Genomic DNA, 20,105 nt, shown 5'->3' on the forward strand with positions numbered 1-20,105 from the left:
CCGGATTGTCATGTGTTGGTTCCCGTCAGGGCCGCGTTGAGGCGCAGGAAAGCGAGCGAGGCTGCCGCCGGCGGCATGCCAGCCGCAACGACATGCTCGATCAATTTTTCCGCTGTCGCCGCAGTGGCCAGAAAGCCCAAAGTTTCCAACAGGTCGTCGACGGTTCGCTTCATCGCTTCATCATTGCCGGCGACAGCCGAACGCAACACCGCCAAGCTCTGGCCGTTCGTCAGGTCGGGCCAATCCAGCCAGTTGGCTTCGAAGCCCTCGGCAAGGGTGAGCGTGCTAACATACTGCGGCGTATCTTTCAGGATCAATCTGACCAGGACACGCTTCCTGCGGCTATCCAGGCGCGGTGTCAGGTGCAGCACGAACAGTGCCGGCTTGCCACCCTCGGCGATCAGCGTGTCGGCCATCTGCGTTACTGCAGCGTCGCTGCCCGACGCGGCGACCATTCGTGAGATCTGGATGTCGGCATTGTTGTCGGCACCGAACTGCCAGGCTGCAATGAAATCGGGTTCGCTGACCCCAAATCGGGAAGCAAGGTCGACCAGATTGCAGGTCTCGAACAGTTCGGCGCGGCGCTTTTCCTGCGCCGGGGATTTGAGTTTTGCCGGGGTGTAGGTGGTGCGGCGGCGGATAAAGCCGGATTTGCCTTCTGCGATGAAGGCGGCAAGTTCGGCAACGGGATCGTCGGCACCGCCACCAACACGACCGTGCTCGCCCAACCTCGCCAGCAGCCGGCTCGCCAGTTCCTGCACCTTGCCGGAGCGGTCAGTGGCCAGGCTTTTCAGGAACGGCGCGTCCTCAGGCGTCAGGCCGAAATGCATGAGTTCGATCAGTGCCAGCCGGACTTCCGCCGGCTCGCCGGGCGCCTTCGCTTCCATCAGGCTGCGGGCCGTGGCCGGATCGCGACGGCGCATCTCGGTCAACGCGATACGGCGCGCGGCGGGGTAAAAGTCATCCCAGTTCTGCACCGTCAGTTGCTCCTGCGGCGCAATCTTCAGCCCCTCGACGCTGGCCTGCCAGTCGATCCACGGCGCATAGATGTCAGGGCTGTTCTGGTCTGATGCCGACGGCATCCAGTCCATCGGATGCAGCACGTAGCCACGGCCGGCGACGAGCGTCGCCACGCGCGCCTTGCGCCGCGCATCGGCGGTGTTCTTCAAGGCCGCCCGCAACAGCGGCCGCAACCGCTCCGGCAGCAGCGGCAGGCCAAGCCTCGGCAGCGGCGGGCGCCGCTTCAGCGACTTCGGCGCGGCTGGCCTTAAGCCCACATCGAGCGCCTGCGCGGCGATGGCCAGCAACAGCCGCTCCCGTTCGTCCGGGCTTGCGCCGCCGGCGATTTCCTTCCACGCGGCTGGCGCCAGATCGAACGCAGTTCCGCCGGTGATCCAGCAGTCGCGCATCGTCGCCAGGCCGGTTTGCTCGAGCTCGTTCATGACAGATCGAGCCTCCCGAAGCCGCTTTGCGCGGCGAGCAGATCGAGCCGCGCGCCGTTCCACAGGGCTGCCGTTGCCGAAAGGTCGAGACCGAGCACGGTTTGATCGACGGTTCCGGCGACAGGCAGGGCGATCCCTTGCGGGTCGTGCGCCGCTTGCCACCAGGCGGTGCCGCGCTCATCGAGCAGGATCGCGCCGGCAGGCAGCATCAGCGGGCTATCGGTCGACCAGGGTGCTGCGTCCTGGTGCGCCGCATGCGCCGCCAGCGGATCCTTGACAATGCCGAGGCCGAAATCCGGCCAGGCGCCCGACACGACATCGCCCTTGCGCTCCGCCACCAAGGCCCGCAGTGGCTGGCGCGACGGGTAGAATACCAGGCGGGCGTGGAACCGGTCACCGGGCGTGAACGCCGCCGAGCGGCGGCCGGCCGAAGCCGGAAAGAAATCGAGCAGCAGCCCAAACTGCGGCGTCGGGCTTTTCAGATCGAGCAGCCAGGTCGAATGGCTGACGAGACCGTCGCGGCGGGTCTCGATCTTCTCGCCGACGACCTCCCAATGGCTGTCGACCTGCTTCGCGTCGGGACTGGACAGAACCTGGTCGCGGGTTTCGGACGCCGACACCAGTCGCTTCAGCTCGGGATCGTCGGGCGCCGAGCGCCAGGCTTTGGCCAGCAGCACCAGCTTGCCGAGTTCGCGGATCGCCGCGTCCGGCCGTTCCTCGCTGCGCAGCGCCATTAGCCGGGCCGGGATTTCGTCGATGCGTCCGGCAAGCGCCGTCGCCTTCATGTCGACAAGCCGCGCGGCAATGCGGCGGCAGCGCTCGCTGCTGGCGTCGGCAAAGGCGGAAAGGCCGAGCCGCAGCTGGTCGGCAATCCACTGGTCGAGTTCGTCCAGCGCGCCTGCCACCGCGGTGCGCGTATCTTCCGCCCGCTTGCGCTGCGCCGTCTCGCGGCGCTCCGTCGCGGCGGCGTCATCGACGGTGCTTTCCTCCGCCTGCGAGGCCTCGCCAATGCTCTTGCCAGACGCGCCCCTGCCAGGCTTTGCGTCGACCGGCGGGGGCGCAGTCTTCCTGCGCCGGCCAAGCCAGTCATTGACCCATTCCGGCGTTGTTTCGGCTGATGTGAAGCTGGCCGGCGCCGTGGCGGCGATCCACATCAGCGCCAGCGTGTGCTTGCAGGGAAATTTTCGCGACGGGCAGGTGCATTTGTAGCCGTGGTCGCCGGTGTCGACGACGGTGCGATAGGGGTTGGATCCCGAGCCCTGGCATTCGCCCCAGATCAGCGCCTGCTGCTCGTTCTTCTCCAGCCGCGGCCAGTTCGAGCGCTTGGTGAGCTTCGAGGCGGCGCTTAGCGACGCCTGATCGGGGGCCAGCGCCTCGATGGTTTTCAGTTCGAATTCCAAGCCGCGCCTCTCGTCACCCCAAATCAATGCCTGGCATCAATATAGGGTGCCTTTTGTGAAGGATTGTTGTGGCCCCGGCAAGACGAAGATAGCGCAGATCAGTACAGCGGCGTGGCCATATGCCGGGGCGTCGGCCATTGCGCCGTGATCTCGGGCTGCACCGGGCGCTCGAGATAGGTCGACAGCACGACATAGCTTCGCGTCGAGGTGACGCCGGGCGTTTCGTAGAGACGCGCCAGCAGGCCTTCGAGCGCCCTGGTGTCCTCGGTGCGGACCTTGAGAAGCATGCAGGTGTCGCCGGCCACCGAATGGATTTCCTCGACCTCAGGATATTGGGAGACGGCCATCAGCTCCGGTGTCTTGCCCCAGCCCTTGGTATCGATATGCACGAAGGTGAGCAGCGGCTTCTTCACCGCCTTCGGGTCGATGATCACAGCCGTGCCGCGGATGGCGCCGCTGCGCCGCAGGCGCTTGACCCGCTCATGCGCCGCCGGCGGCGACAGGCAGACGCGTTCGCCAAGTTCGGCGTAGCTGATCGTCGCATCCTCGACCAGCACGCCTAATATTTTTCGGTCGATTGCGTCGAGCTCTCGGGGAGCTACCTTGTTCTGCAGAACCCCATCTGTTTCTTCGTCCATATCGAAATTCCTTGTTGTCGCGGAATTCAGTTCGGCCATTATGACCCGATGACGAACGCGCATCAAGCTGCAACGCTCCATCAGCCGATCCCGGCGCTGGCCTATCTCCTGACCGGCTGCATCGCCGTCATCGGCTCGAACTCGCTGGTCCTGGGTCCAATTGCTCCGGCAGTCGCCGCATCCTTCGGCACCAGCGTGCCGGCGGTGATGGCCGCGTCGGCCGCCTTCGGCCTCGGCACTTCGGCCAGCGCGTTGTTCCTCGCCCGCTATATCGACGGCGTCGGCGCCCGCCGCATGCTGCAGGGCGCGCTGCTTCTTCTGGCCGTCGGGCTTCTCGCCAGCGCGCTGGCGCCGACGGTGATCATGCTGGTCGCGGCCCAGGCCGTCGCCGGCATCGCCGCCGGCGTCGCCATGCCGGCCATCTATGCCAGTGCAGCGGCAATTGCGCCGCCCGGCCGCGAAAGCGGCACGATCGGCGTCGTGCTGACCGGCTGGACGGTCTCCATGGTGGCCGGCGTGTCGCTGTCGGCCGTGCTTGCCGATCTCGTGCACTGGCGCGCCGTCTTCGCCGCCGTCGCGGTGCTTTCCGCCATTGCGCTTGCTGCCTTGTCGATGACCTCGCTCAGCGACGTCAGGAAGAGCGGCCCGGCACCGTCGCCGTTCGTTGCGCTGGCCATTCCGGGGATCGTGCCGCTGCTCATCGCCTGCACCGCCTTCATGACCGCTTTTTACGGCGTCTACGGCTATCTCGGCGATCATCTGCACCAGGATCTGGGCGAGCCCGTCAGCGCCAATGCGCTGGCCGCGCTCGCCTATGGCGCCGGCTTCGGCGCCGCGGCCTTCCTCGACGGCGTCATCGACCGCATCGGCGCGCGGCGCGTCATGCCCTTCGCCTATCTGCTGGTCGCCGTCGTCTATGTCGCCATCGCGCTCGCAAGCAGCAATTTTGTGCTGATCCTGGCTATGATCGCCATATGGGGCCTTGCCAATCATTTCGGCCTGAACGTGCTGGTGATGCGCCTTACCGCGCTCGATCCGTCGCGCCGTGGCACCATCATGGGCCTGAACAGTTCGGTCACCTACCTCGCCGTCTTCATCGGCACCACCAGCTTCGGGCCGCTTTATTCATCGTTCGGCTTTGCCATCTGCGCGATCGTCGCCGCCGTGCTGATGCTGGTTGCGGCAGCAGCGGGGTCATGGCGGTCGCCTCCGCCCATCAAGCCGTAAAGCTTGCGTCCTCATCCCGTCCTTCGCTAGAGCTTGGCTTGCCATGCGAGCCCCGCCCGGATGAAGACGACGCTTGAAACCACTGCCGACCCCTCGTCAGACGACCTCGCCTTCCTGGCCGAGCGGCTGACGGCGTTCAATGACGGCGATGTCGGCCCCTCCGGCCGCAAGCCGATCGCGGTCTTCGTTCGTGACGAGCACGGCGCTGTCGTCGCCGGCATTTCGGGATACACCGCCTGGGGCTGGCTCTATGTGCAATGGCTGTGGGTCGACGAACGCCTGCGCGGCCAGCATATGGCCGGCGACATGCTGGACGCTGCCGAGCGCGAAGCAGTCGCCCGGGGCTGCCAGAACGCCTGGATCGACACGTTCAATCCGACAGCGGCCAAAGTCTATGAGCGACAAGGCTACCGGCGCTTCGGCGAACTGCCTGACTTTCCCACCGGCCGCAGCCGCATCTTCCTGCAGAAGAAGCTCTAACCTGCCAGCCGCCCGCCTTGCATCGGCTGCGGCACGCCGGTGGTGCTGGGAAAGCTGATCGGCAGGCCGCGCAGCACGCGCACGGCAAGGAAGGCAAAGCATTCGGCCTCCACCGCATCGCCTTTCCAGCCCAGTGTCTCGGCCTGCACCACCTCGACGTTGGCGCGCCTCGCCAGCATCGCCATCATCGTCGGGTTGCGGCGGCCGCCGCCACTGACCGCCAGGCGCTTCGGCCGGCGCGGCAACAAATCGAGCGCCTTGCCGACGGCCGAGACGGTGAAGGCCGTCAGCGTCGCCGCCCCATCCTCTGCGCTGAGGCCGTCGGCCATGGCGGCGCCGAAGTCGAAACGGTCGAGCGATTTCGGATAGGGCTTGGTCAGATACGGATGCTGGAGCAATTTGGCCAGCCGCACTTCATCGACGGTGCCGGCCGCGCCCAGTGCGCCGTCGCGGTCCATCTCGCCGAGGCCGTTTGCCTTGATGAAATCGTTGAGCGGTGCGTTGGCCGGGCCAGTGTCGAAGGCGACGATGTTGTCCTTGCCGTCCCACCAGGTGACGTTGCCGACACCGCCGAGATTGAGCACAGCGGTGTCCCCGCTGGCGTCGGCTTCCCTCAAAAGCGCCGCGTGGTAGGCAGCCGCCAGTGGTGCGCCCTGGCCGCCAGCGCGCACATCGTCCGAGCGGAAATCATAGGCGACCTTGGCGCCCAGGATCGAATGCATCAGCTCGCCGTCGCCCAACTGGCGCGTATCGCCGCGCCGCCCGGGTTGCGGGGCACGATGCAGCACGGTTTGGCCGTGAAAGCCGACCACGCCGATATCGCCCATGGTCAGGCCGTAGCTTTCGACAAGGTCCTTCACCGCCGCCGACTGCGCCCGCGTCAGCGCCTCCTCGGCTTCGGCAAAGATCGCCGGCTCCGGCCCGTCGAAATTCCACACCCGGGCCTGACGCAGCGTCTCCTCCAGCAAGGCACGGATCGCTGCGGGGTAGGGGGCCAGCGTATAGGTGCCGAAATCGGCGATCCGCTCGCCATCGGTCTTGATCAGCGCCACGTCGATATTGCCGTCAAGCACGGTGCCGGTCATCAGGCCGACGGCCCAGATTGGTTCCACGGTCGACTCCCTTGCGACACCGTTTGCGATTCCAACGCAATCACCTGTCGGACGGATTGTCTCGCCAGGCAAGACCCTGGCCGCGGTCGATTGCTCCGAACCTGCCGGCAGGTTTTTTTACCGAACAGCGAAAATCGAGCAACGCCGTTCTTGCGTCTCGCCGCTCAAGACGCCAGCTATGAGACGAACACGTCATCGCCAAGGAGAAACGACATGGCATCCGAAGTCGCAGTGATCGCCGGCGCGGGTGCGGGCCTGAGCGCCTCTTTGGCACGCCTTCTCACCACGGAAGGCTATCGTGTGGTGCTGGCCGCCCGCAACACGGCCAAACTCGCGGCGCTGGTCGGGGAAACCGGCGCGCTGGCCGTCGAAACCGACGTCGCCGATCCGGCCTCCGTCGCCGGCCTGTTTGACGCCGCCGACAAGCAAGGCCCGCTGGCCCTTGCCGTCTTCAATGCCAGCGGCCGCACGCGCGGCCCGATCGCCGAGGTCGATCCCGATGCGGTCAAACAAGCCTTGCTTGTCGGCGCCTATGGCGGCTTCCTGGTCGGCCAGCAAGCGGCGCGGCGGCTGCTTGCGCGCGGCTCCGGTTCGATTCTTTTCACCGGCGCCTCCGCCAGCATCAAGGGCTTTCCCAACTCCGCCGGCTTTGCCATGCCGAAATTCGGCCTGCGCGGTCTGGCTCAGTCGATGGCGCGCGAACTCTTCCCGAAGAACATCCATGTCGCCCATTTCATTATCGACGGCCAGATCGAGCCGGTCGGGACGAAACCCGAGCGACCGGACAGCCAGCTGTCGCCCGATGCGATCGCGCAGACCTATCTCGCGACCCATCGCCAGCATCGCAGCGCCTGGAGCTTCGAGGTCGAGCTGCGGCCCTTTGTCGAGACATTCTGACCGGTCCGGCGTGACCGTTCTCGCAATTGCGAAATCTTTGAGAGAATATTCCCGGCTTCGTGTTTGAGAAGAAATGCGGTTCTTTGATCCGGCAAGCAGCATTGCCGATGATGTCGTCAAGGCTTGGTATTCCACCTCGCCGCAATGACTTCAGGATTACGAGGGATCGACAATGTCCGAACGCGGAAACGCTTCCAGCTCTCTTCTTTTTTCAGCCATCAGCCGGCGAGCTGCCCTTGCGGCACTTTTTGCCTCGGCCGTCACGCTTGCCGGTCTGGCTCAGCCGACGCCGTCCTTCGCGGAGGACAAGAAGTCTATCAAGGTCGGCATCATCAGCGGCGAGGATGAGGATGTCTGGCGCGTCGTCGTCGCCCAGGCCGCCGAAAAAGGCCTGACCGTCGAGACCGTGGTGTTCAACGACTACACCCAGCCCAACGAGGCGCTCGAGCGCGGCGAGATCGACGCCAACGCCTTCCAGCACCAGCCCTATCTCGACAACCAGATCAAGACCCAAGGGTACCACATCGTGCGCGTCGGCTACACCGGCGTCTGGCCGATCGGCCTCTACTCCAAGAAATACACCAAGGTTGCCGACCTGCCCGAAGGCGCCGTCATCGGCTTGCCCAACGACCCCTCGAATGAGGGCCGCGCGTTGCGCGTTCTGCAGAACGAAGGCGTGATCAAGCTGAAGGACGGCACCGGCATCCTGGCGACCACCGCCGACATTGCCGAGAACCCGAAGAAGGTCGTCATCAAGGAACTGGACGCCGGCATTGTCGGCCGCTCGGTCGAGGATCTCGACGCGGCTGTCGTCAACACCGACTGGGCGCTGAAGAGCGGTCTCGGCCCGGACAACCGCATCGCCCAGGAGCCAGTGGCCGACAACCCCTACCGCAACTTCATCGCCGTGAAATCCGGCAACGAGAACGAGGCGTGGGTGAAGACGCTGGTCGCGTCCTACCAGAACGAGGCGGTCAAGGCCGAGTTCGACAAGGTCTACAAGGGCACCGGGATCAGCGCCTATTGATTGGCGCCTGGTTGTCAGGAGCAGGCGGCCCGCTGTTGAGCGGGCCGCTGTCGCATTTGTCGAGCGTTGAAACGGACAGTGAGATGAACCAGCACGTCACGGCCGAAGCATCCGGTCCGGTCAATATATCGGCCGGGCAGGAAGATGTCGTACGCCTGGTCGACCTCAAGCGCCGCTTCGGCGCGACGCCTGCGCTCGACGGCGTCTCGCTGACGGTGAAGAAGGGCGAGATCCTCGGCATCATCGGCCGCAGCGGCGCCGGCAAGTCGACGCTGATCCGCTGCCTCAACGGGCTGGAGCGGCCGGACTCCGGCGACGTCTTCATCGAGGGCCGCGAGATCGGCCGGCTCGGCGAGCGTGAATTGCAGCCGCTGCGGCGTCGCATCGGCATGATCTTCCAGCACTTCAATCTGCTGTCGGCCAAGACCGTGGAGGACAATGTCGCGCTGCCGCTGAAGATCGAGGGCCGCCCAAAGGCCGAACGGCTGGCGCGCGCCGCCGAATTGCTCCATCTCGTCGGCCTGTCGGAGAAGGCGAAGGCCTATCCGTCCTCGCTGTCGGGCGGCCAGAAGCAGCGCGTCGGCATCGCCAGGGCGCTGGCCGCGCGGCCGGCGCTGCTGCTGTCCGACGAGGCGACCTCAGCGCTCGATCCGGAGACGACGCGCTCCATCCTGGCCTTGCTGAAAGACATCAACCGGCAGCTCGGCCTGACCATCCTGCTCATCACCCACGAGATGGAGGTGATCCGCTCGATCGCCGACCGCGTCGCGGTGATCGATGCCGGGCGCATCGTCGAGCAAGGCCCGGTGTGGTCGGTCTTTGCCGAGCCGCGTTCCGAAATCACCAGGAGCCTGCTCGGCGGCATCCGCCCGCAACTGCCGGCCGAGATTGCCGGCCGGCTTGCTCCCGGAGGCGGCGCCGAGCTCATCCTCAGGGTCGACGTCGCAGGTGAGGCCGCGCGCGGTCCGCTGCTGTCCGATCTTGCCGTGGCGGTGCCGGGGCCTTTCCGCCTCGTCCATGGTGGCATCGACCATGTCCAGCAGCAGCCGGTCGGCACGCTGTTCCTTGCGGTCGCGGGCAACGATCCGAAACATCTGTCGAAAGTAATCGCATTCCTGAAGGCCCGCGACGCGCGGGTGGAGGTGCTTGGCCATGTCGCCGGTTCTGTTTGAACTTCTGCTGCGTTCGATCTGGGAGACGGTCCTGATGACGGCGGCATCGGGCCTCATCTCGCTCGTCTTCGGGCTGCCGCTCGGCCTGGCATTGATTGCCAGCGAGCGCGGCGGCATTGCCGAAAGCCTGTGGGTGAACCGCGCGCTCGGCGCCGTCATCAACGGCTTCCGCTCGGTGCCTTTCATCATCCTTCTGGTGGCGCTGATCCCGGTGACGCGGCTGATCGTCGGCACCTCGATCGGCACCTGGGCGGCGATCGTGCCGTTGTCGATTGCGGCGACGCCCTACTATGCCCGCATCGCCGAAGTGTCGCTGCGCGAGGTCGATCGCGGCCTGATCGAGGCGGCGCGCGCCATGGGCGGCAACCGCTGGACGATCATCCGCGAGGTGCTGGTGCCCGAAGCATTGCCCGGCATCGTCGCCGGTTTCACGGTGACGCTGGTAACGCTGATCGGCGCCTCGGCCATGGCCGGCGCCATCGGTGCCGGCGGGCTTGGCGACCTCGCCATCCGCTACGGCTACCAGCGTTTTGAGACCAGCGTCATGGTCGCCGTGGTCATTGTGCTGATCATCCTCGTTTGCGGCATCCAGTGGGTCGGCGACCGGCTGGTCGCCAGGCTGGACCGGCGCGGATAAGCGGCCACGAACGTTATTTGCCGGCAGGCTGCCAAACGCAGCGCCGGCTTTCTCCATCGGCGCCGAGATTGGATTGCGCGTTGCTTTGATCGGACCGGCCTGCGTGCCACCGTGACAGCGGAACAAGGAGCTTGACCATGCCCAGGATCGTACCCGTGCTTGATCTCGGCCGCCTCGAACAGGGCGCTTCGGAACGGCGAACGTTTCTCTTCGACCTGCGCACGGCCGCGCGCGATGTCGGCTTCTTCTATTTGACCGGCCACGGCATATCGGCTGCGGATACCGCAGAAGTGCTCGACGCCTCGCGCCGGTTCTTTGCCTTGCCGGAAGCCGACAAACTGGCGATCGAAATGGTGAAGTCCTCGCAGTTCCGCGGCTACACGCGCGCCGGCGGCGAGCTGACCAAAGGCAAGGCCGACTGGCGCGAACAGCTCGACATCGGCGTCGAACGCGCGGCCATCGAACAAGGCCCCGGCGTGCCCGCCTGGACGCGGCTGCAAGGGCCCAACCAGTGGCCGGCCACGCTGCCCGAGCTGAAGCCGGCGCTGCTCGCATGGCAGGCCAAGGCGACCGCGGTGGCGATCCGGCTGCTTAGGGCCTTCGCTTTGTCGCTCGACCAGGCCGAGGACGCCTTCGATCCGATCTACCGGGCCGAGCCCAACCATCGCATGAAGATCGTGCGCTACCCCGGCCGCGACGCCACCGGCGACAACCAGGGCGTCGGCGCGCACAAGGATGGCGGTTTCCTGACGCTTCTGCTGCAGGACGAGAACAAGGGGCTGCAGGTCGAATATGACGGCGCCTGGGTCGACGTCGATCCGCTGCCCGACACGCTGGTGGTCAACATCGGCGAACTGCTCGAACTGGCGTCGAACGGCTATCTCCGGGCGACAGTCCACCGTGTGGTGACACCGCCGGCCGGCGTCGAGCGCGTCTCGGTCCCGTTCTTCTTCAGCGCCCGGCTCGACGCCACGATTCCGCTGCTCGACCTGCCCGAGGATCTGTCGGCCGAGGCGCGCGGGCCGGCCAGCGATCCCGACAATCCACTGTTTCGCAATGTCGGCACCAATGTGCTGAAGAGCCGCCTGCGCTCGCATCCCGACGTGGCGCGCCGGCACTATGCCGATCTTCTGGAAACCGGCGCCTCACCGGCTGAAATCTTTCAAAACGAGATCGAAATTTCCGAATCTCGCGTTGTTTTAGAAAGCCGTTCGTCGCCATCTGCCGCGAATACGCGCATATAGGAATTATCGTTCGGCGGTTTCCTCCCATTCCACCGAGCGGTGTTCCCCTCTGAAGGTTCTTGACCTTCTTTTGGCCGGGCCGCTTTCGCGCCCGGCCTTTTTTATGTCAATAGCTCTTCTTTCTTCCCCACAAGGGGAGAAGGAAGAGGCGCCAGGGGACTTCACCCAAACTTCGGATCAAGGCTGCCCGACTTGTAGCGCTTGGCCATCTCAGCTACCGGCAGCGGCTTGATCTTCTGGGCATTGCCGGCGGTGCCGAACTGCTCGAAGCGCTCCTTGCACAGTTTGCGCATCGCGGCCATGGCCGGCGTCAAATATTTGCGCGGATCGAACTCCGACGGGTTTTCGGTAAGCACCTTGCGGATGGCGCCGGTCAGCGCCATGCGGTTGTCGGTGTCGATGTTGATCTTGCGCACGCCGTGCTTGATGCCGCGCTGGATCTCTTCCACCGGCACGCCCCAGGTCGGCTTCATCTGGCCGCCATATCTATTGATGATTTCCTGCAGGTCCTCGGGCACTGAGGACGAGCCGTGCATGACCAGATGCATGTTGGGCAGGCGGCGGTGGATTTCCTCGATGACGTTCATCGCCAGCACCGCGCCGTCTGGCTTGCGCGAGAATTTGTAGGCGCCGTGGCTGGTGCCCATGGCGACAGCCAGCGCATCGACATGGGTGTCCTTGACGAACTCGACCGCCTGTTCCGGATCGGTCAAGAGCTGGTCGTGGCTGATGGCGCCTTCGACGCCGTGGCCGTCCTCCTGCTCGCCGCCGCCGCTCTCAAGCGAACCGAGCACACCGATCTCGCCTTCCACCGACACGCCGCCCCAATGCGCCATGTCGACGACGCGCCGGGTGATGCCGGAATTGTAGGCATAGTCGGCCGGCGTCTTGCCGTCCTCTTTCAGCGAGCCGTCCATCATGACAGAGGTGAAGCCGTACTGGATGGCGGTGACGCAGGTGGCTTCGTTGTTGCCGTGGTCGAGATGCATGCAGACCGGAATGTCGGGGTGGATTTCGACCAGCGCGTCGATCAGCTTGGCCAGCACCACATCATTGGCGTAGGCGCGGGCGCCGCGGCTGGCCTGCAGGATGACCGGCGACTTGGTCTCCTCGGCCGCCTCCATGATGGCGAGGCCCTGTTCCATATTGTTCATATTGAAGGCGGGTACGCCGTAGCCGTATTCGGCGGCGTGGTCGAGCAATTGTCTCAGTGTTATGCGAGCCACCCAATAGTCTCCCGTATCTGGTTTCAAGCGCAACGTCGCGGGCCGGCCGGTTGCCGGCCTAGATGCTTCTGGCCGGATTTCGCCAGAACCGCAACCGTCAGCGGCCATCGAGGCCGCAATTCTTGTTGCATGGCCGAAATTCGGTAGCCAGCCGGTGAGGCGCTAATCTCCCCCCATGAGGGGGAGATGGCCGGCAGGCCAGAGGGGGGCGGTTCGACTGGAGCGCTAGCATCATCTGTCGGTGCTGGGAGGTCGCGTCAGGACGCGCCGACCCCCTCTGTCGCCTTTGGCGACATCTCCCCCTCAAGGGGGGAGATTATCCGCGTTCGGGGAACATCGCCTTCAACCCTTCGCGCGAAGCCTTGGCCACACCGCGCTCGGTGATCAGCCCCGTCACGAGCCGTGCCGGCGTCACATCGAACGCCGGATTGGCCGCCGGCGTCGCTTCGGGCGAAACCCGCACCTGCGCAATCTTGCCGTCCGCCGTCTTGCCCCAGACCAGCGACACCTCGTCACCGGAGCGTTCCTCGATCGGGATTTCGGTCAGGCCATCACCCACCGTCCAGTCGATGGTCGGCGAGGGCAGAGCGACGTAGAAGGGCACCTCATTATCGGAGGCGGCGAGCGCCTTGAGATAGGTGCCGATCTTGTTGCAGACGTCGCCATTGGCCGTGGTGCGGTCGGTGCCCACGATCACCATGTCGACCGCGCCACGCTGCATCAGATGGCCGCCGGCATTGTCGACGATCAGCGTGTGCGGCACGCCGTGGCCGGCCATCTCCCAGGCGGTCAGCTGGGCGCCCTGGTTGCGCGGGCGCGTCTCGTCGACATAGACATGGACCGGAATGCCGGCCTCGACGGCGAGATAGATCGGCGACGTGGCGGTGCCGTAATCGACCGTCGCCAGCCAACCGGCGTTGCAGTGGGTGAGGATGTTGACCGGCTCGCCCGGCTTCTTGCGTGCCGCGATCTCCTTGATGATGGCAAGCCCGTTCTCGCCGATGGCGCGATTGAGATCGACATCCTCGTCGGCGATTTCGGCAGCGCGCTTATAGGCCGCCTCCGCGCGCTGTCCCAATACGATCGGCCTGAGGAACCGCCGCATCTCGTCCAGCGCCCAGCGTAGATTGATCGCAGTCGGCCGCGTCTTGTGCAGCGTCTCCCAGACCGCGTCGAGCGCTTCGTCAGACGGATCGTCCGCCATCTGGATGGCGACGCCGTAGGCCGCGGTGACGCCGATCAGCGGCGCGCCACGAACCCACATGTCGCGGATCGCGGTGGCGATGCCGGCAACGCTCCCGATCGTCTCGACCCGGAACTCGTGCGGCAGCCAGCGCTGGTCGATGATCTCGACCGAACGCTGGTCGTCGCTCAGCCAGATGGTGCGGTAGTGGCGCTCGCCGACGTTCAAATCCTGCTCTCCCGTTCGATCAAAGCGGCCAGATTATTAACCTCGTCCATGCCGTGAATCTGGCGCCGGTTGACGGCGATGTGACGGCCGAATTTCAGCGCCTTGGCCTCGCAGGAGGCTCGCAGATCCTCGTCCTCGATGGTCTCGAAATCGGCATTGTGGGCGAGGCCGAGGATGCGCCGGTGCACCTCGATGCCGGCAAAGCCCAAGAGGTCGGTCCAGATCTGGTGCAGCACATGGTCGAGCGCCTGCTCCGAGGCGAGAATGTCGCCCTGATCCTCGAACAGGCTCTTCTGGTAAAGCATGCCGGTGCGCTCGGTGCGCCATAGATGCGAGAACTCGGCGCGGAACACCGTCCAGGTGTCGTTGGTCACCCCGAGCAGATAGGCACGCATGGCGTCACGCTTGCCCTTCTGTTCATGGCCGCGCTGCGAGAAGTAGGACATCCAGAAATTGGCGAGCAGCATGCCGACGTCGAAGGCCATCGGACCGTAGAAGGCGAATTCCGGATCGATCATCCGCGTCTCGGTGTCGGTGACCATGATCGAGCCCGAATGCAGGTCGCCATGCAGCAGCGTCTCGGCATTGGCGGCGAAGATATGCTTCAGCCGCTGCGCTTCGACCTTGAGGTCGCGGTCGGCACGCAGTTCGGCAACCAGGCCGTCCAGTTGCGGCGACGTATGCCGGTTCAGCTTGGCATCGAAATATGGGTCGGAAAACACCAGGTCTTCGGTGATGCCGCAGAGCTCGACATTGTCGGCAAACAGCGCCAGGTCGGCCTTGCGGTCCTTGGTGGGCATGGAGAGATCAGAGCCGCGGAACAAAGTGCGGGCCATGAACAGGCCGATGTCGCGGGCGATATTTGGCAACTCGCGGCCGTCGATCAGGGCACGGCGCAGGATGATGTGCGGCGGCGCCAGATATTCCATGATGATCAGCGCCTGGGCTTCGTCGAAATGGAGGATCGCCGGCACCGAACCCGGCGCGCGCGCCTCTTGCCGCGTCAGCGCGTGATATTCGAAGAAGGAACGTTTCAAGGGCAGCGGCCAGCTGTCGCCGACGAGGCGAACATAGGGCAGGGCTTGCTTGACGACCGCCGCACCCGAGCCGCCTTCGACGATGAAGACGAGGTTCAGATTGCCGTCGCCGACCTCGCGCACCTTCCAAGGGCCCTTGCCGATTTTGGCGCACAGCGCTTCGTTCGTACCGAGGCGCGTTGCAAGCGTCTCCACCGACAGTGCTTCAAACGGCAATTTCGCAGTCATTCCTCACCCTCCCGCTTGCTCGCTCCAATCATAGTGGAGCGATGGCGGTGAGGCCAAGCTAGGAAGCTGACTGGCAATTGTCAATCGAGTTGACAATTGATGACGTAGCCCATAGCGTCATCTTCAGGGAGGAACGAATGGGCAATGATGCCGTGTTCCGCGTGGACGGGCTGAGGAAATCCTTCGGCCATATCGAGGTGCTTGGCGGCGTCTCGCTCGAACTGCATGCCGGTGAGATCACCGTGCTGATGGGCGCCAACGGCGCCGGCAAGTCCACCCTCGTCAAGATCATCAGCGGCGTCTACGACCATGACGGCGGCATCATGCACCTCGCTGGCGGCAACTTTGTGCCGAACACGCCGGCAGAGGCGATCCGCGCCGGTGTCGTTACCGTGCACCAAAACATCAATGACGGCGTCGTCGCCGATCTCGATGTCGCCACCAATCTGACGCTCGACCGGCTGAGCGGCAAGGGCGCGCCGCTGCTGTTCAACCCCGGCCGGGTGCGCCGCGAAGCCAAAGCGGTGGCCGACCGCATGGGGCTCGCCATTGACCTCAAGGCCCGCATCAGCGACCTGTCGCTGGCCGATCGCCAGATGGTGGCCATCGCGCGCGCCATGGCGCACCAGCCGAAAGTGCTGATCCTCGACGAGCCGACCTCGTCGCTGTCCAGCGCCGAGGCCGACCGGCTGTTTGCGCTGCTCGACCGCTTGCGCGAGCAGGGCGTCGCCATCCTCTACATCTCGCATCGCATGTCGGATATCAGGCGGCTGGCCGACCGCATCGTCTCGATGCGCGATGGCGTCATCTCAGGCGTCTTCGACAGCAAGCCTCTCGACTATGAGGGCGCCGTTAACGCCATGCTCGGCCGCAAGATCCATCTTGACCGCATCGAAGCCAGGAGTTCTGCCGAGCCGATCCTGACCGTCGATGCCTTCCGCATCGCCCCTGGTGCCCGGCCATTCTCGCTGACTCTCGGCGACGGCGAGGTCGTTGCCATTACCGGCCTCGTCGGCGTCGGCAAGACCGCGCTCGCCGAGACGCTGTTCGGCTTGCGCAAACCGCTGTCCGGCACGATGACTTTATATGGCAAGCCCTATGCGCCCGCGTCGACCGGCGAAGCCATCGCCGCCGGCGTGTTTCTGGTCGCCAAGGACCGTGGCGAAAACGGCATCGTCGGCGGCTTCAACATCCAGGAAAACATCAGCCTGCCCTTCCACAAGCGCATGTCGCGCTTTTCAGTTCTCAAACGCGGCCTTGAACGCACTATTGCCCGCCGGCAGATCGAGGATCTCGGCATCGTCTGCCGCTCGGAGAAGGACGAGATGACCACTCTGTCGGGCGGCAACCAGCAGAAGGTGATGGTGGCCCGCTGGATGGCGCAGGACGCCCGATTGTTCATTCTCGACGAACCGTTCCAAGGCGTCGATATCTCCGCCAGGCGCGACATCGCCGCCAAGCTGAGGGCCAGCGCCAATGGCCGCGCCACGCTGCTGTTCGTCACCGAACTCGACGAGGCACTGGAGACGGCCGATCGCATATTGGTGATGTCCGAGCAGACCATCGTCGGCGAACACCGCAACGCCGATGTCGATCTCGACCGTCTGCTGGCCGAAGTCGCGGGCGGGCCGTTGCACAGTGCGGCCTGAGCCACGATGATTGAAGAACTGAGGGTTGGAATGGAGTGCACGGGTTTGAGTTGGGTATTGACGGCGGGCGCTGAATGACGCTGCGCGATTACGCTATCCGCTACGGGTTCATCGTGCTTCTGTTCGGGCTGATCGCGTATTTCGCCATCGCCGCCGACGGGTTCGTCTCGCCGCAAAGTGCCGTCTTCATTTTCCAGTCGGTCGCCATCACCGGCGTGCTGGCGCTGGGCGTCACCGCCACACTGGTTGTCGGCGGCTTCGATCTCTCGATCGGCTCGGTCGCCACATCGGCCATGATGGCGGCTGCCTATGTCATGGTGGTGCTGGAGCAGAACGTTGTCGTCGCTGTCCTCATCTGCCTGCTCATCGGCGCCCTTGTCGGCCTCATCAATGGCTGGCTGATCGTCTATATGCGCGTGCCCGATCTGCTGGCGACGCTCGGCATGATGTTCCTGCTCGTCGGCTTGCAGCGCATCCCGACTGAAGGACGCTCCATCGCCACCGGTATGACAATGCCGGACGGCTCGGTCGCCAACGGCAAATTCTCCGACGCCTTCCTGGCGCTCGGCCGCCACCGCTTCGACTTCTTCATCCCGAACCTCATTCCGGTCTCGGTGGTCGTGCTGATCGTGCTCGCCGTGCTGATCTGGTTCTTCCTCGAATACACACGCTTCGGCCGCATGATGTATGCCGTGGGCAGCAATGAACGGGCCGCCGAACTCGCCGGCGCGCCTGTCAAGGCATACAAGATCTGGGCCTACGTCATTTCAGGAGTTTTTGCTTCGATCGGCGGGATTTTGCTGGCCGCACGGCTTGGACGCGGTGACATCGCGTCGGGTAATAATCTGCTGCTCGATGCGGTTGCCGCGGCGCTGATCGGCTACGCGGTGCTCGGCGCCGCCAAGCCGAACGCCTTCGGCACCGCCATCGGCGCGCTGTTCGTCGGCATCCTGCTGCAAGGCCTGACGATGATGAACGCGCCTTACTACACGCAGGATTTCGTCAAGGGCGTGGTTCTCGTCGTCGCCCTTGTCTTTACCTTCGCCCTTTCCGGCCGGGGCAGGAGATAGAATGGCTGCCGGGACAGTTTTGGGTTCAACAAACGGAGGAAAGAACGTGAACATCACAAGACGACTTTTGGGGAAGGTCGCGCTCGGATTGGCCGGCGCAACAATGCTGATGCAGGTCCCGGCCTTCGCCGCCGACAAGCCGGCGCCGTTCGACAAGCCCGGCGTCAAGATCGCGCTGGTGCGCTATCTCTCGACCGGCGATTTCTTCCAGGCCTATCTCTCGGGCGTCGAGTCCCAGTCCAAGGCGCTCGGCATCGATCTGCGCGTGCTCGACAGCCGCCAGGACGCCGCCCTTCAATCCGACATGGTCGACCAGGCCATCGCACTCGGCGTGCAGGGCATCATCATCCAGCACGGCCTGACGGAATCGATGAAGGACGCCGCCCAGCGCGCGGTCGATGCCGGCATCAAGGTCGTCGCCTTCGACGTCAATGTCGAAAACCCCAAGATCCCGCAGATCGAACAGTCCGACAAGGACCTTGCGCGCCTGGCGCTCGAGCAGGCGGTCAAGGACAATGGCGAGAGCTGGAACGCCGGCTATGTCTATGTCGCTGGCATCGCGCCGCTCGACCGCCGCAACGAGACCTGGGTCGACGTGAAGAAGAAACATGCCGGCATCAAGGAAGTCGCGATGTTCGGCACGCTCGACAACCCGATCGCCAACTCGGTCGCCAACCAGGCGCGCTCGGTGCTGCAGGCGCATCCCGACATCAATGTGATGTTCGCGCCCTATGACGAGTTCGCCAAGGGTGTGAAGATCGCCGTCGACGAGGCGGGGCTGAACAAGAAGATCAAGATCTACTCCGCCGACATCTCTACCTCGGACATCGCGGCCATGCGCGAGACCGACAGCGCCTGGGCCGCCACCGCCGCCACCAACCCTGCCGTCGTCGGCCAGGTCTCGGTGCGCGCGCTGGCGCAGCTGCTCGCCGGTGAAGATCCCGGCCACAACGTCATCGTGCCGCCGACGCTGATCACCCAGAAGGACCTGATCGACAAGGACATCAAGAACATGGAGGACCTGTCGGCCAAGCTGCCGCAATTCGCCCATGCCGATGTCGCGATGCCGGCCTGGATGCCGAACCCGAACGCGAAGTAGGATCGGACATCTGATAGATGCGAAGGGCGGCATGGGCCGCTCTTTTCATATTGATCGTAAGCCTGCCGGCCTACAACCAAGGGTCTGGATCGCGCATCCCGTGGACAATCGCCACAGCGATAACACCATCGGGCTGCGGCTCGTAGATGATGATATAGCGGCCTTCGACGAGCACGCGGGCCGTTGCGCTTAACTCGGGCCGTGCGCTGCCCATCTTGGGGTGCTGCGCCGCCAGCTCCAGTCTTTCGAAAATTCGCATCAACAGTCTGTCTGCTGCCTTTTCATTGTCGGCGGCGATGGTGTGCCAGATGTCTCGCAAATCCTGCGAAGCGCGCGGTGTGAGCCTATAGCTAGCCACGGGCGCGGCGTTCTGCCTTCAGGCTGCCGATGAACTCGGTGGGGTCGACAGCCACTGGCTTGCCGCTGCCCATCCCGTCGGCATAGGCCCGCTTCAAGTGCTGGAGTTCGAGCGTGCGCAATTCCTCGCGCTGCTCCCATAAGCGCAGGGCGTCGCGGACAATCTCGCTGTTGGAAGCATAACCGCCACCTTCGATAGCGCTTTGCAGGCGAGCTATCTGCTGCGCGGTAAGGGATATGGTGAGGGTGCGCATAGGTTCGTTTTTCATACCCACATTATAATGCAGCCAACAAGATCTAACAATATCTGTTAGGAATCTGCCCCTGCATCATGACCGCCCTACGCGCACCAGCCACCGCGCCGTCCTCGCCATGCAGGCGTGCAGCACCGGAACACCATATTCGATGGCAGGCAGGTCATGCGGCGCCCTTGGCGGGATCGCCAGCATCCGCCATGCCCGCCCGGCGGCAGGCAAAGCTGCGTCCCATCAGACGGTGTCGCCAGCGCGCCGTCCTTGAAATCGCTCAGCAGCCATTGGCCTTCGCGGGTGACGAAGGTGGGAACGGAGTCGTATTTCGCCGATCCAGAGTACGCATGACATGGTTGCCGAAAGCAGCGAAACCTCATGCTCGGCGGAGCGCCCGCCGAACAGCACGCCGACACGAAGTCTCTTCGCAGCCATCGACAACTCCACCAAGGATCAGGGTCGGAGCTCGCATGCGAAACACAAGGCGCGCCCTAAAGTGGTCGA

Annotated in this window: 19 protein-coding genes and 1 pseudogene; 10 read left to right on the plus strand and 10 right to left on the minus strand. The window is 64.6% G+C overall.

Features of this window, described 5'->3' with window-relative positions:
- Nucleotides 1–8: 8 nt before the first annotated feature.
- The 3 genes from NLY44_RS31645 to NLY44_RS31655 form a co-directional block, all read right to left on the minus strand.
- The gene (locus NLY44_RS31645; RefSeq protein ID WP_023804368.1) at nt 9–1,442 is read right to left on the minus strand and encodes a DUF5691 domain-containing protein; all 1,434 of its coding nucleotides are present in this window, start codon (nt 1,440–1,442) and stop codon (nt 9–11) included.
- Nucleotides 1,439–2,842, minus strand: coding sequence for an SWIM zinc finger family protein (locus tag NLY44_RS31650; protein ID WP_023804367.1), 1,404 nt, complete (start codon nt 2,840–2,842; stop codon nt 1,439–1,441). Before NLY44_RS31650 ends, NLY44_RS31645 begins: the two co-directional genes overlap by 4 nt.
- Nucleotides 2,843–2,940: 98 nt before the next feature.
- Complete coding sequence (locus tag NLY44_RS31655; protein WP_023687041.1) at nt 2,941–3,480, minus strand: Lrp/AsnC family transcriptional regulator; 540 nt, start codon at nt 3,478–3,480, stop codon at nt 2,941–2,943.
- 48 nt (nt 3,481–3,528) lie between these two features.
- Here NLY44_RS31655 and NLY44_RS31660 point away from each other — a divergent pair, with 48 nt between their 5' ends.
- Together NLY44_RS31660 and NLY44_RS31665 are read left to right on the plus strand one after the other, a co-directional pair.
- Nucleotides 3,529–4,707 carry an MFS transporter gene (locus NLY44_RS31660; RefSeq protein WP_023726345.1) on the plus strand — a complete coding sequence of 393 codons (1,179 nt, stop codon included), beginning with the start codon at nt 3,529–3,531 and terminating at the stop codon, nt 4,705–4,707.
- Nucleotides 4,708–4,767: 60 nt separating this feature from the next.
- Entirely contained in the window at nt 4,768–5,187 is a 420-nt protein-coding gene (locus NLY44_RS31665) for a GNAT family N-acetyltransferase (protein WP_023726346.1), read from the plus strand.
- Here NLY44_RS31665 and NLY44_RS31670 read toward each other — a convergent pair.
- Complete coding sequence (locus NLY44_RS31670; protein ID WP_023749143.1) at nt 5,184–6,299, minus strand: anhydro-N-acetylmuramic acid kinase; 1,116 nt, start codon at nt 6,297–6,299, stop codon at nt 5,184–5,186. The genes NLY44_RS31665 and NLY44_RS31670 overlap by 4 nt on opposite strands.
- 213 nt (nt 6,300–6,512) lie before the next feature.
- On the opposite strand from NLY44_RS31670, the gene NLY44_RS31675 reads away from it, so the two are divergent.
- The 5 genes from NLY44_RS31675 to NLY44_RS31695 all read left to right on the plus strand — a co-directional run bounded on the left by NLY44_RS31675 (nt 6,513) and on the right by NLY44_RS31695 (nt 11,276).
- Nucleotides 6,513–7,196 (plus strand): SDR family NAD(P)-dependent oxidoreductase, encoded by a 684-nt coding sequence (locus tag NLY44_RS31675; protein WP_023668581.1) that lies wholly within the window; start codon nt 6,513–6,515, stop codon nt 7,194–7,196.
- A 172-nt stretch (nt 7,197–7,368) separates the two neighbouring features.
- Complete coding sequence (locus tag NLY44_RS31680) at nt 7,369–8,223, plus strand: MetQ/NlpA family lipoprotein (protein ID WP_023668580.1); 855 nt, start codon at nt 7,369–7,371, stop codon at nt 8,221–8,223.
- Nucleotides 8,224–8,306: 83 nt separating this feature from the next.
- A complete protein-coding gene (locus NLY44_RS31685) occupies nt 8,307–9,395 on the plus strand; it encodes a methionine ABC transporter ATP-binding protein (protein WP_023704825.1) in 1,089 nt (362 codons plus the stop codon).
- Nucleotides 9,376–10,032 carry a methionine ABC transporter permease gene (locus NLY44_RS31690; protein ID WP_023804366.1) on the plus strand — a complete coding sequence of 219 codons (657 nt, stop codon included), beginning with the start codon at nt 9,376–9,378 and terminating at the stop codon, nt 10,030–10,032. The genes NLY44_RS31685 and NLY44_RS31690 overlap by 20 nt, the downstream gene beginning before the upstream one ends.
- 137 nt (nt 10,033–10,169) lie before the next feature.
- Nucleotides 10,170–11,276, plus strand: a complete 1,107-nt coding sequence (locus tag NLY44_RS31695) for an isopenicillin N synthase family dioxygenase (RefSeq protein ID WP_023804365.1) — start codon at nt 10,170–10,172, stop codon at nt 11,274–11,276.
- 161 nt (nt 11,277–11,437) lie between these two features.
- Here NLY44_RS31695 and fba read toward each other — a convergent pair whose 3' ends face one another.
- The 3 genes from fba to mtnK form a co-directional block, all read right to left on the minus strand.
- Nucleotides 11,438–12,502, minus strand: a complete 1,065-nt coding sequence (gene fba / locus NLY44_RS31700; RefSeq protein WP_023687044.1) for a class II fructose-bisphosphate aldolase — start codon at nt 12,500–12,502, stop codon at nt 11,438–11,440.
- 316 nt (nt 12,503–12,818) lie between these two features.
- Entirely contained in the window at nt 12,819–13,913 is a 1,095-nt protein-coding gene (gene mtnA, locus NLY44_RS31705; RefSeq protein ID WP_023668575.1) for an S-methyl-5-thioribose-1-phosphate isomerase, read from the minus strand.
- Nucleotides 13,910–15,178 (minus strand): S-methyl-5-thioribose kinase, encoded by a 1,269-nt coding sequence (mtnK, locus tag NLY44_RS31710; protein WP_023668574.1) that lies wholly within the window; start codon nt 15,176–15,178, stop codon nt 13,910–13,912. The genes mtnA and mtnK overlap by 4 nt, the downstream gene beginning before the upstream one ends.
- A 137-nt stretch (nt 15,179–15,315) precedes the next feature.
- Between mtnK and NLY44_RS31715 the strand changes: the two genes are divergently transcribed.
- The 3 genes from NLY44_RS31715 (at nt 15,316) to NLY44_RS31725 (ending at nt 18,996) form a co-directional block, all read left to right on the plus strand.
- Nucleotides 15,316–16,827 carry a sugar ABC transporter ATP-binding protein gene (locus NLY44_RS31715; RefSeq protein ID WP_023701522.1) on the plus strand — a complete coding sequence of 504 codons (1,512 nt, stop codon included), beginning with the start codon at nt 15,316–15,318 and terminating at the stop codon, nt 16,825–16,827.
- Nucleotides 16,828–16,901: 74 nt separating this feature from the next.
- On the plus strand, nt 16,902–17,897 hold the full coding sequence (locus NLY44_RS31720) for an ABC transporter permease (RefSeq protein ID WP_023668572.1): 996 nt from the start codon (nt 16,902–16,904) through the stop codon (nt 17,895–17,897).
- Nucleotides 17,898–17,943: 46 nt separating this feature from the next.
- Nucleotides 17,944–18,996, plus strand: coding sequence for a substrate-binding domain-containing protein (locus NLY44_RS31725; RefSeq protein ID WP_023692173.1), 1,053 nt, complete (start codon nt 17,944–17,946; stop codon nt 18,994–18,996).
- Between the two features lie 70 nt (nt 18,997–19,066).
- On the opposite strand, the gene NLY44_RS31730 is transcribed toward NLY44_RS31725, so the two are convergent.
- The 3 genes and pseudogenes from NLY44_RS31730 to NLY44_RS31740 form a co-directional block, all read right to left on the minus strand.
- Nucleotides 19,067–19,354 (minus strand): type II toxin-antitoxin system RelE/ParE family toxin, encoded by a 288-nt coding sequence (locus NLY44_RS31730; RefSeq protein WP_023692172.1) that lies wholly within the window; start codon nt 19,352–19,354, stop codon nt 19,067–19,069.
- Nucleotides 19,347–19,607, minus strand: a complete 261-nt coding sequence (locus NLY44_RS31735) for a ribbon-helix-helix domain-containing protein (RefSeq protein WP_023692171.1) — start codon at nt 19,605–19,607, stop codon at nt 19,347–19,349. The genes NLY44_RS31730 and NLY44_RS31735 overlap by 8 nt, the downstream gene beginning before the upstream one ends.
- A 94-nt stretch (nt 19,608–19,701) precedes the next feature.
- A pseudogene (locus tag NLY44_RS31740) lies at nt 19,702–20,036 on the minus strand (D-alanine--D-alanine ligase A); the annotation flags it as partial.
- Between the last annotated feature and the right edge of the window lie 69 nt (nt 20,037–20,105).

This window comes from Mesorhizobium sp. C089B, from assembly GCF_030323125.1.
GTDB lineage: Bacteria > Pseudomonadota > Alphaproteobacteria > Rhizobiales > Rhizobiaceae > Mesorhizobium.

What these genes read in the sequence shown, in the direction of transcription:
- NLY44_RS31645 (WP_023804368.1), bottom strand. Translation starts at nt 1,442, where the DNA reads ATGAACGAGCTCGAGCAAACCGGCCTGGCGACGATGCGCGACTGCTGG.
- NLY44_RS31720 (WP_023668572.1), top strand. Translation starts at nt 16,902, where the DNA reads ATGACGCTGCGCGATTACGCTATCCGCTACGGGTTCATCGTGCTTCTG.
- NLY44_RS31695 (WP_023804365.1), top strand. Translation starts at nt 10,170, where the DNA reads ATGCCCAGGATCGTACCCGTGCTTGATCTCGGCCGCCTCGAACAGGGC.
- NLY44_RS31685 (WP_023704825.1), top strand. Translation starts at nt 8,307, where the DNA reads ATGAACCAGCACGTCACGGCCGAAGCATCCGGTCCGGTCAATATATCG.
- NLY44_RS31655 (WP_023687041.1), bottom strand. Translation starts at nt 3,480, where the DNA reads ATGGACGAAGAAACAGATGGGGTTCTGCAGAACAAGGTAGCTCCCCGA.
- NLY44_RS31690 (WP_023804366.1), top strand. Translation starts at nt 9,376, where the DNA reads ATGTCGCCGGTTCTGTTTGAACTTCTGCTGCGTTCGATCTGGGAGACG.
- NLY44_RS31675 (WP_023668581.1), top strand. Translation starts at nt 6,513, where the DNA reads ATGGCATCCGAAGTCGCAGTGATCGCCGGCGCGGGTGCGGGCCTGAGC.
- mtnK (WP_023668574.1), bottom strand. Translation starts at nt 15,178, where the DNA reads ATGACTGCGAAATTGCCGTTTGAAGCACTGTCGGTGGAGACGCTTGCA.
- NLY44_RS31715 (WP_023701522.1), top strand. Translation starts at nt 15,316, where the DNA reads ATGGGCAATGATGCCGTGTTCCGCGTGGACGGGCTGAGGAAATCCTTC.
- NLY44_RS31735 (WP_023692171.1), bottom strand. Translation starts at nt 19,607, where the DNA reads ATGCGCACCCTCACCATATCCCTTACCGCGCAGCAGATAGCTCGCCTG.
- NLY44_RS31660 (WP_023726345.1), top strand. Translation starts at nt 3,529, where the DNA reads ATGACGAACGCGCATCAAGCTGCAACGCTCCATCAGCCGATCCCGGCG.
- NLY44_RS31680 (WP_023668580.1), top strand. Translation starts at nt 7,369, where the DNA reads ATGTCCGAACGCGGAAACGCTTCCAGCTCTCTTCTTTTTTCAGCCATC.
- NLY44_RS31665 (WP_023726346.1), top strand. Translation starts at nt 4,768, where the DNA reads ATGAAGACGACGCTTGAAACCACTGCCGACCCCTCGTCAGACGACCTC.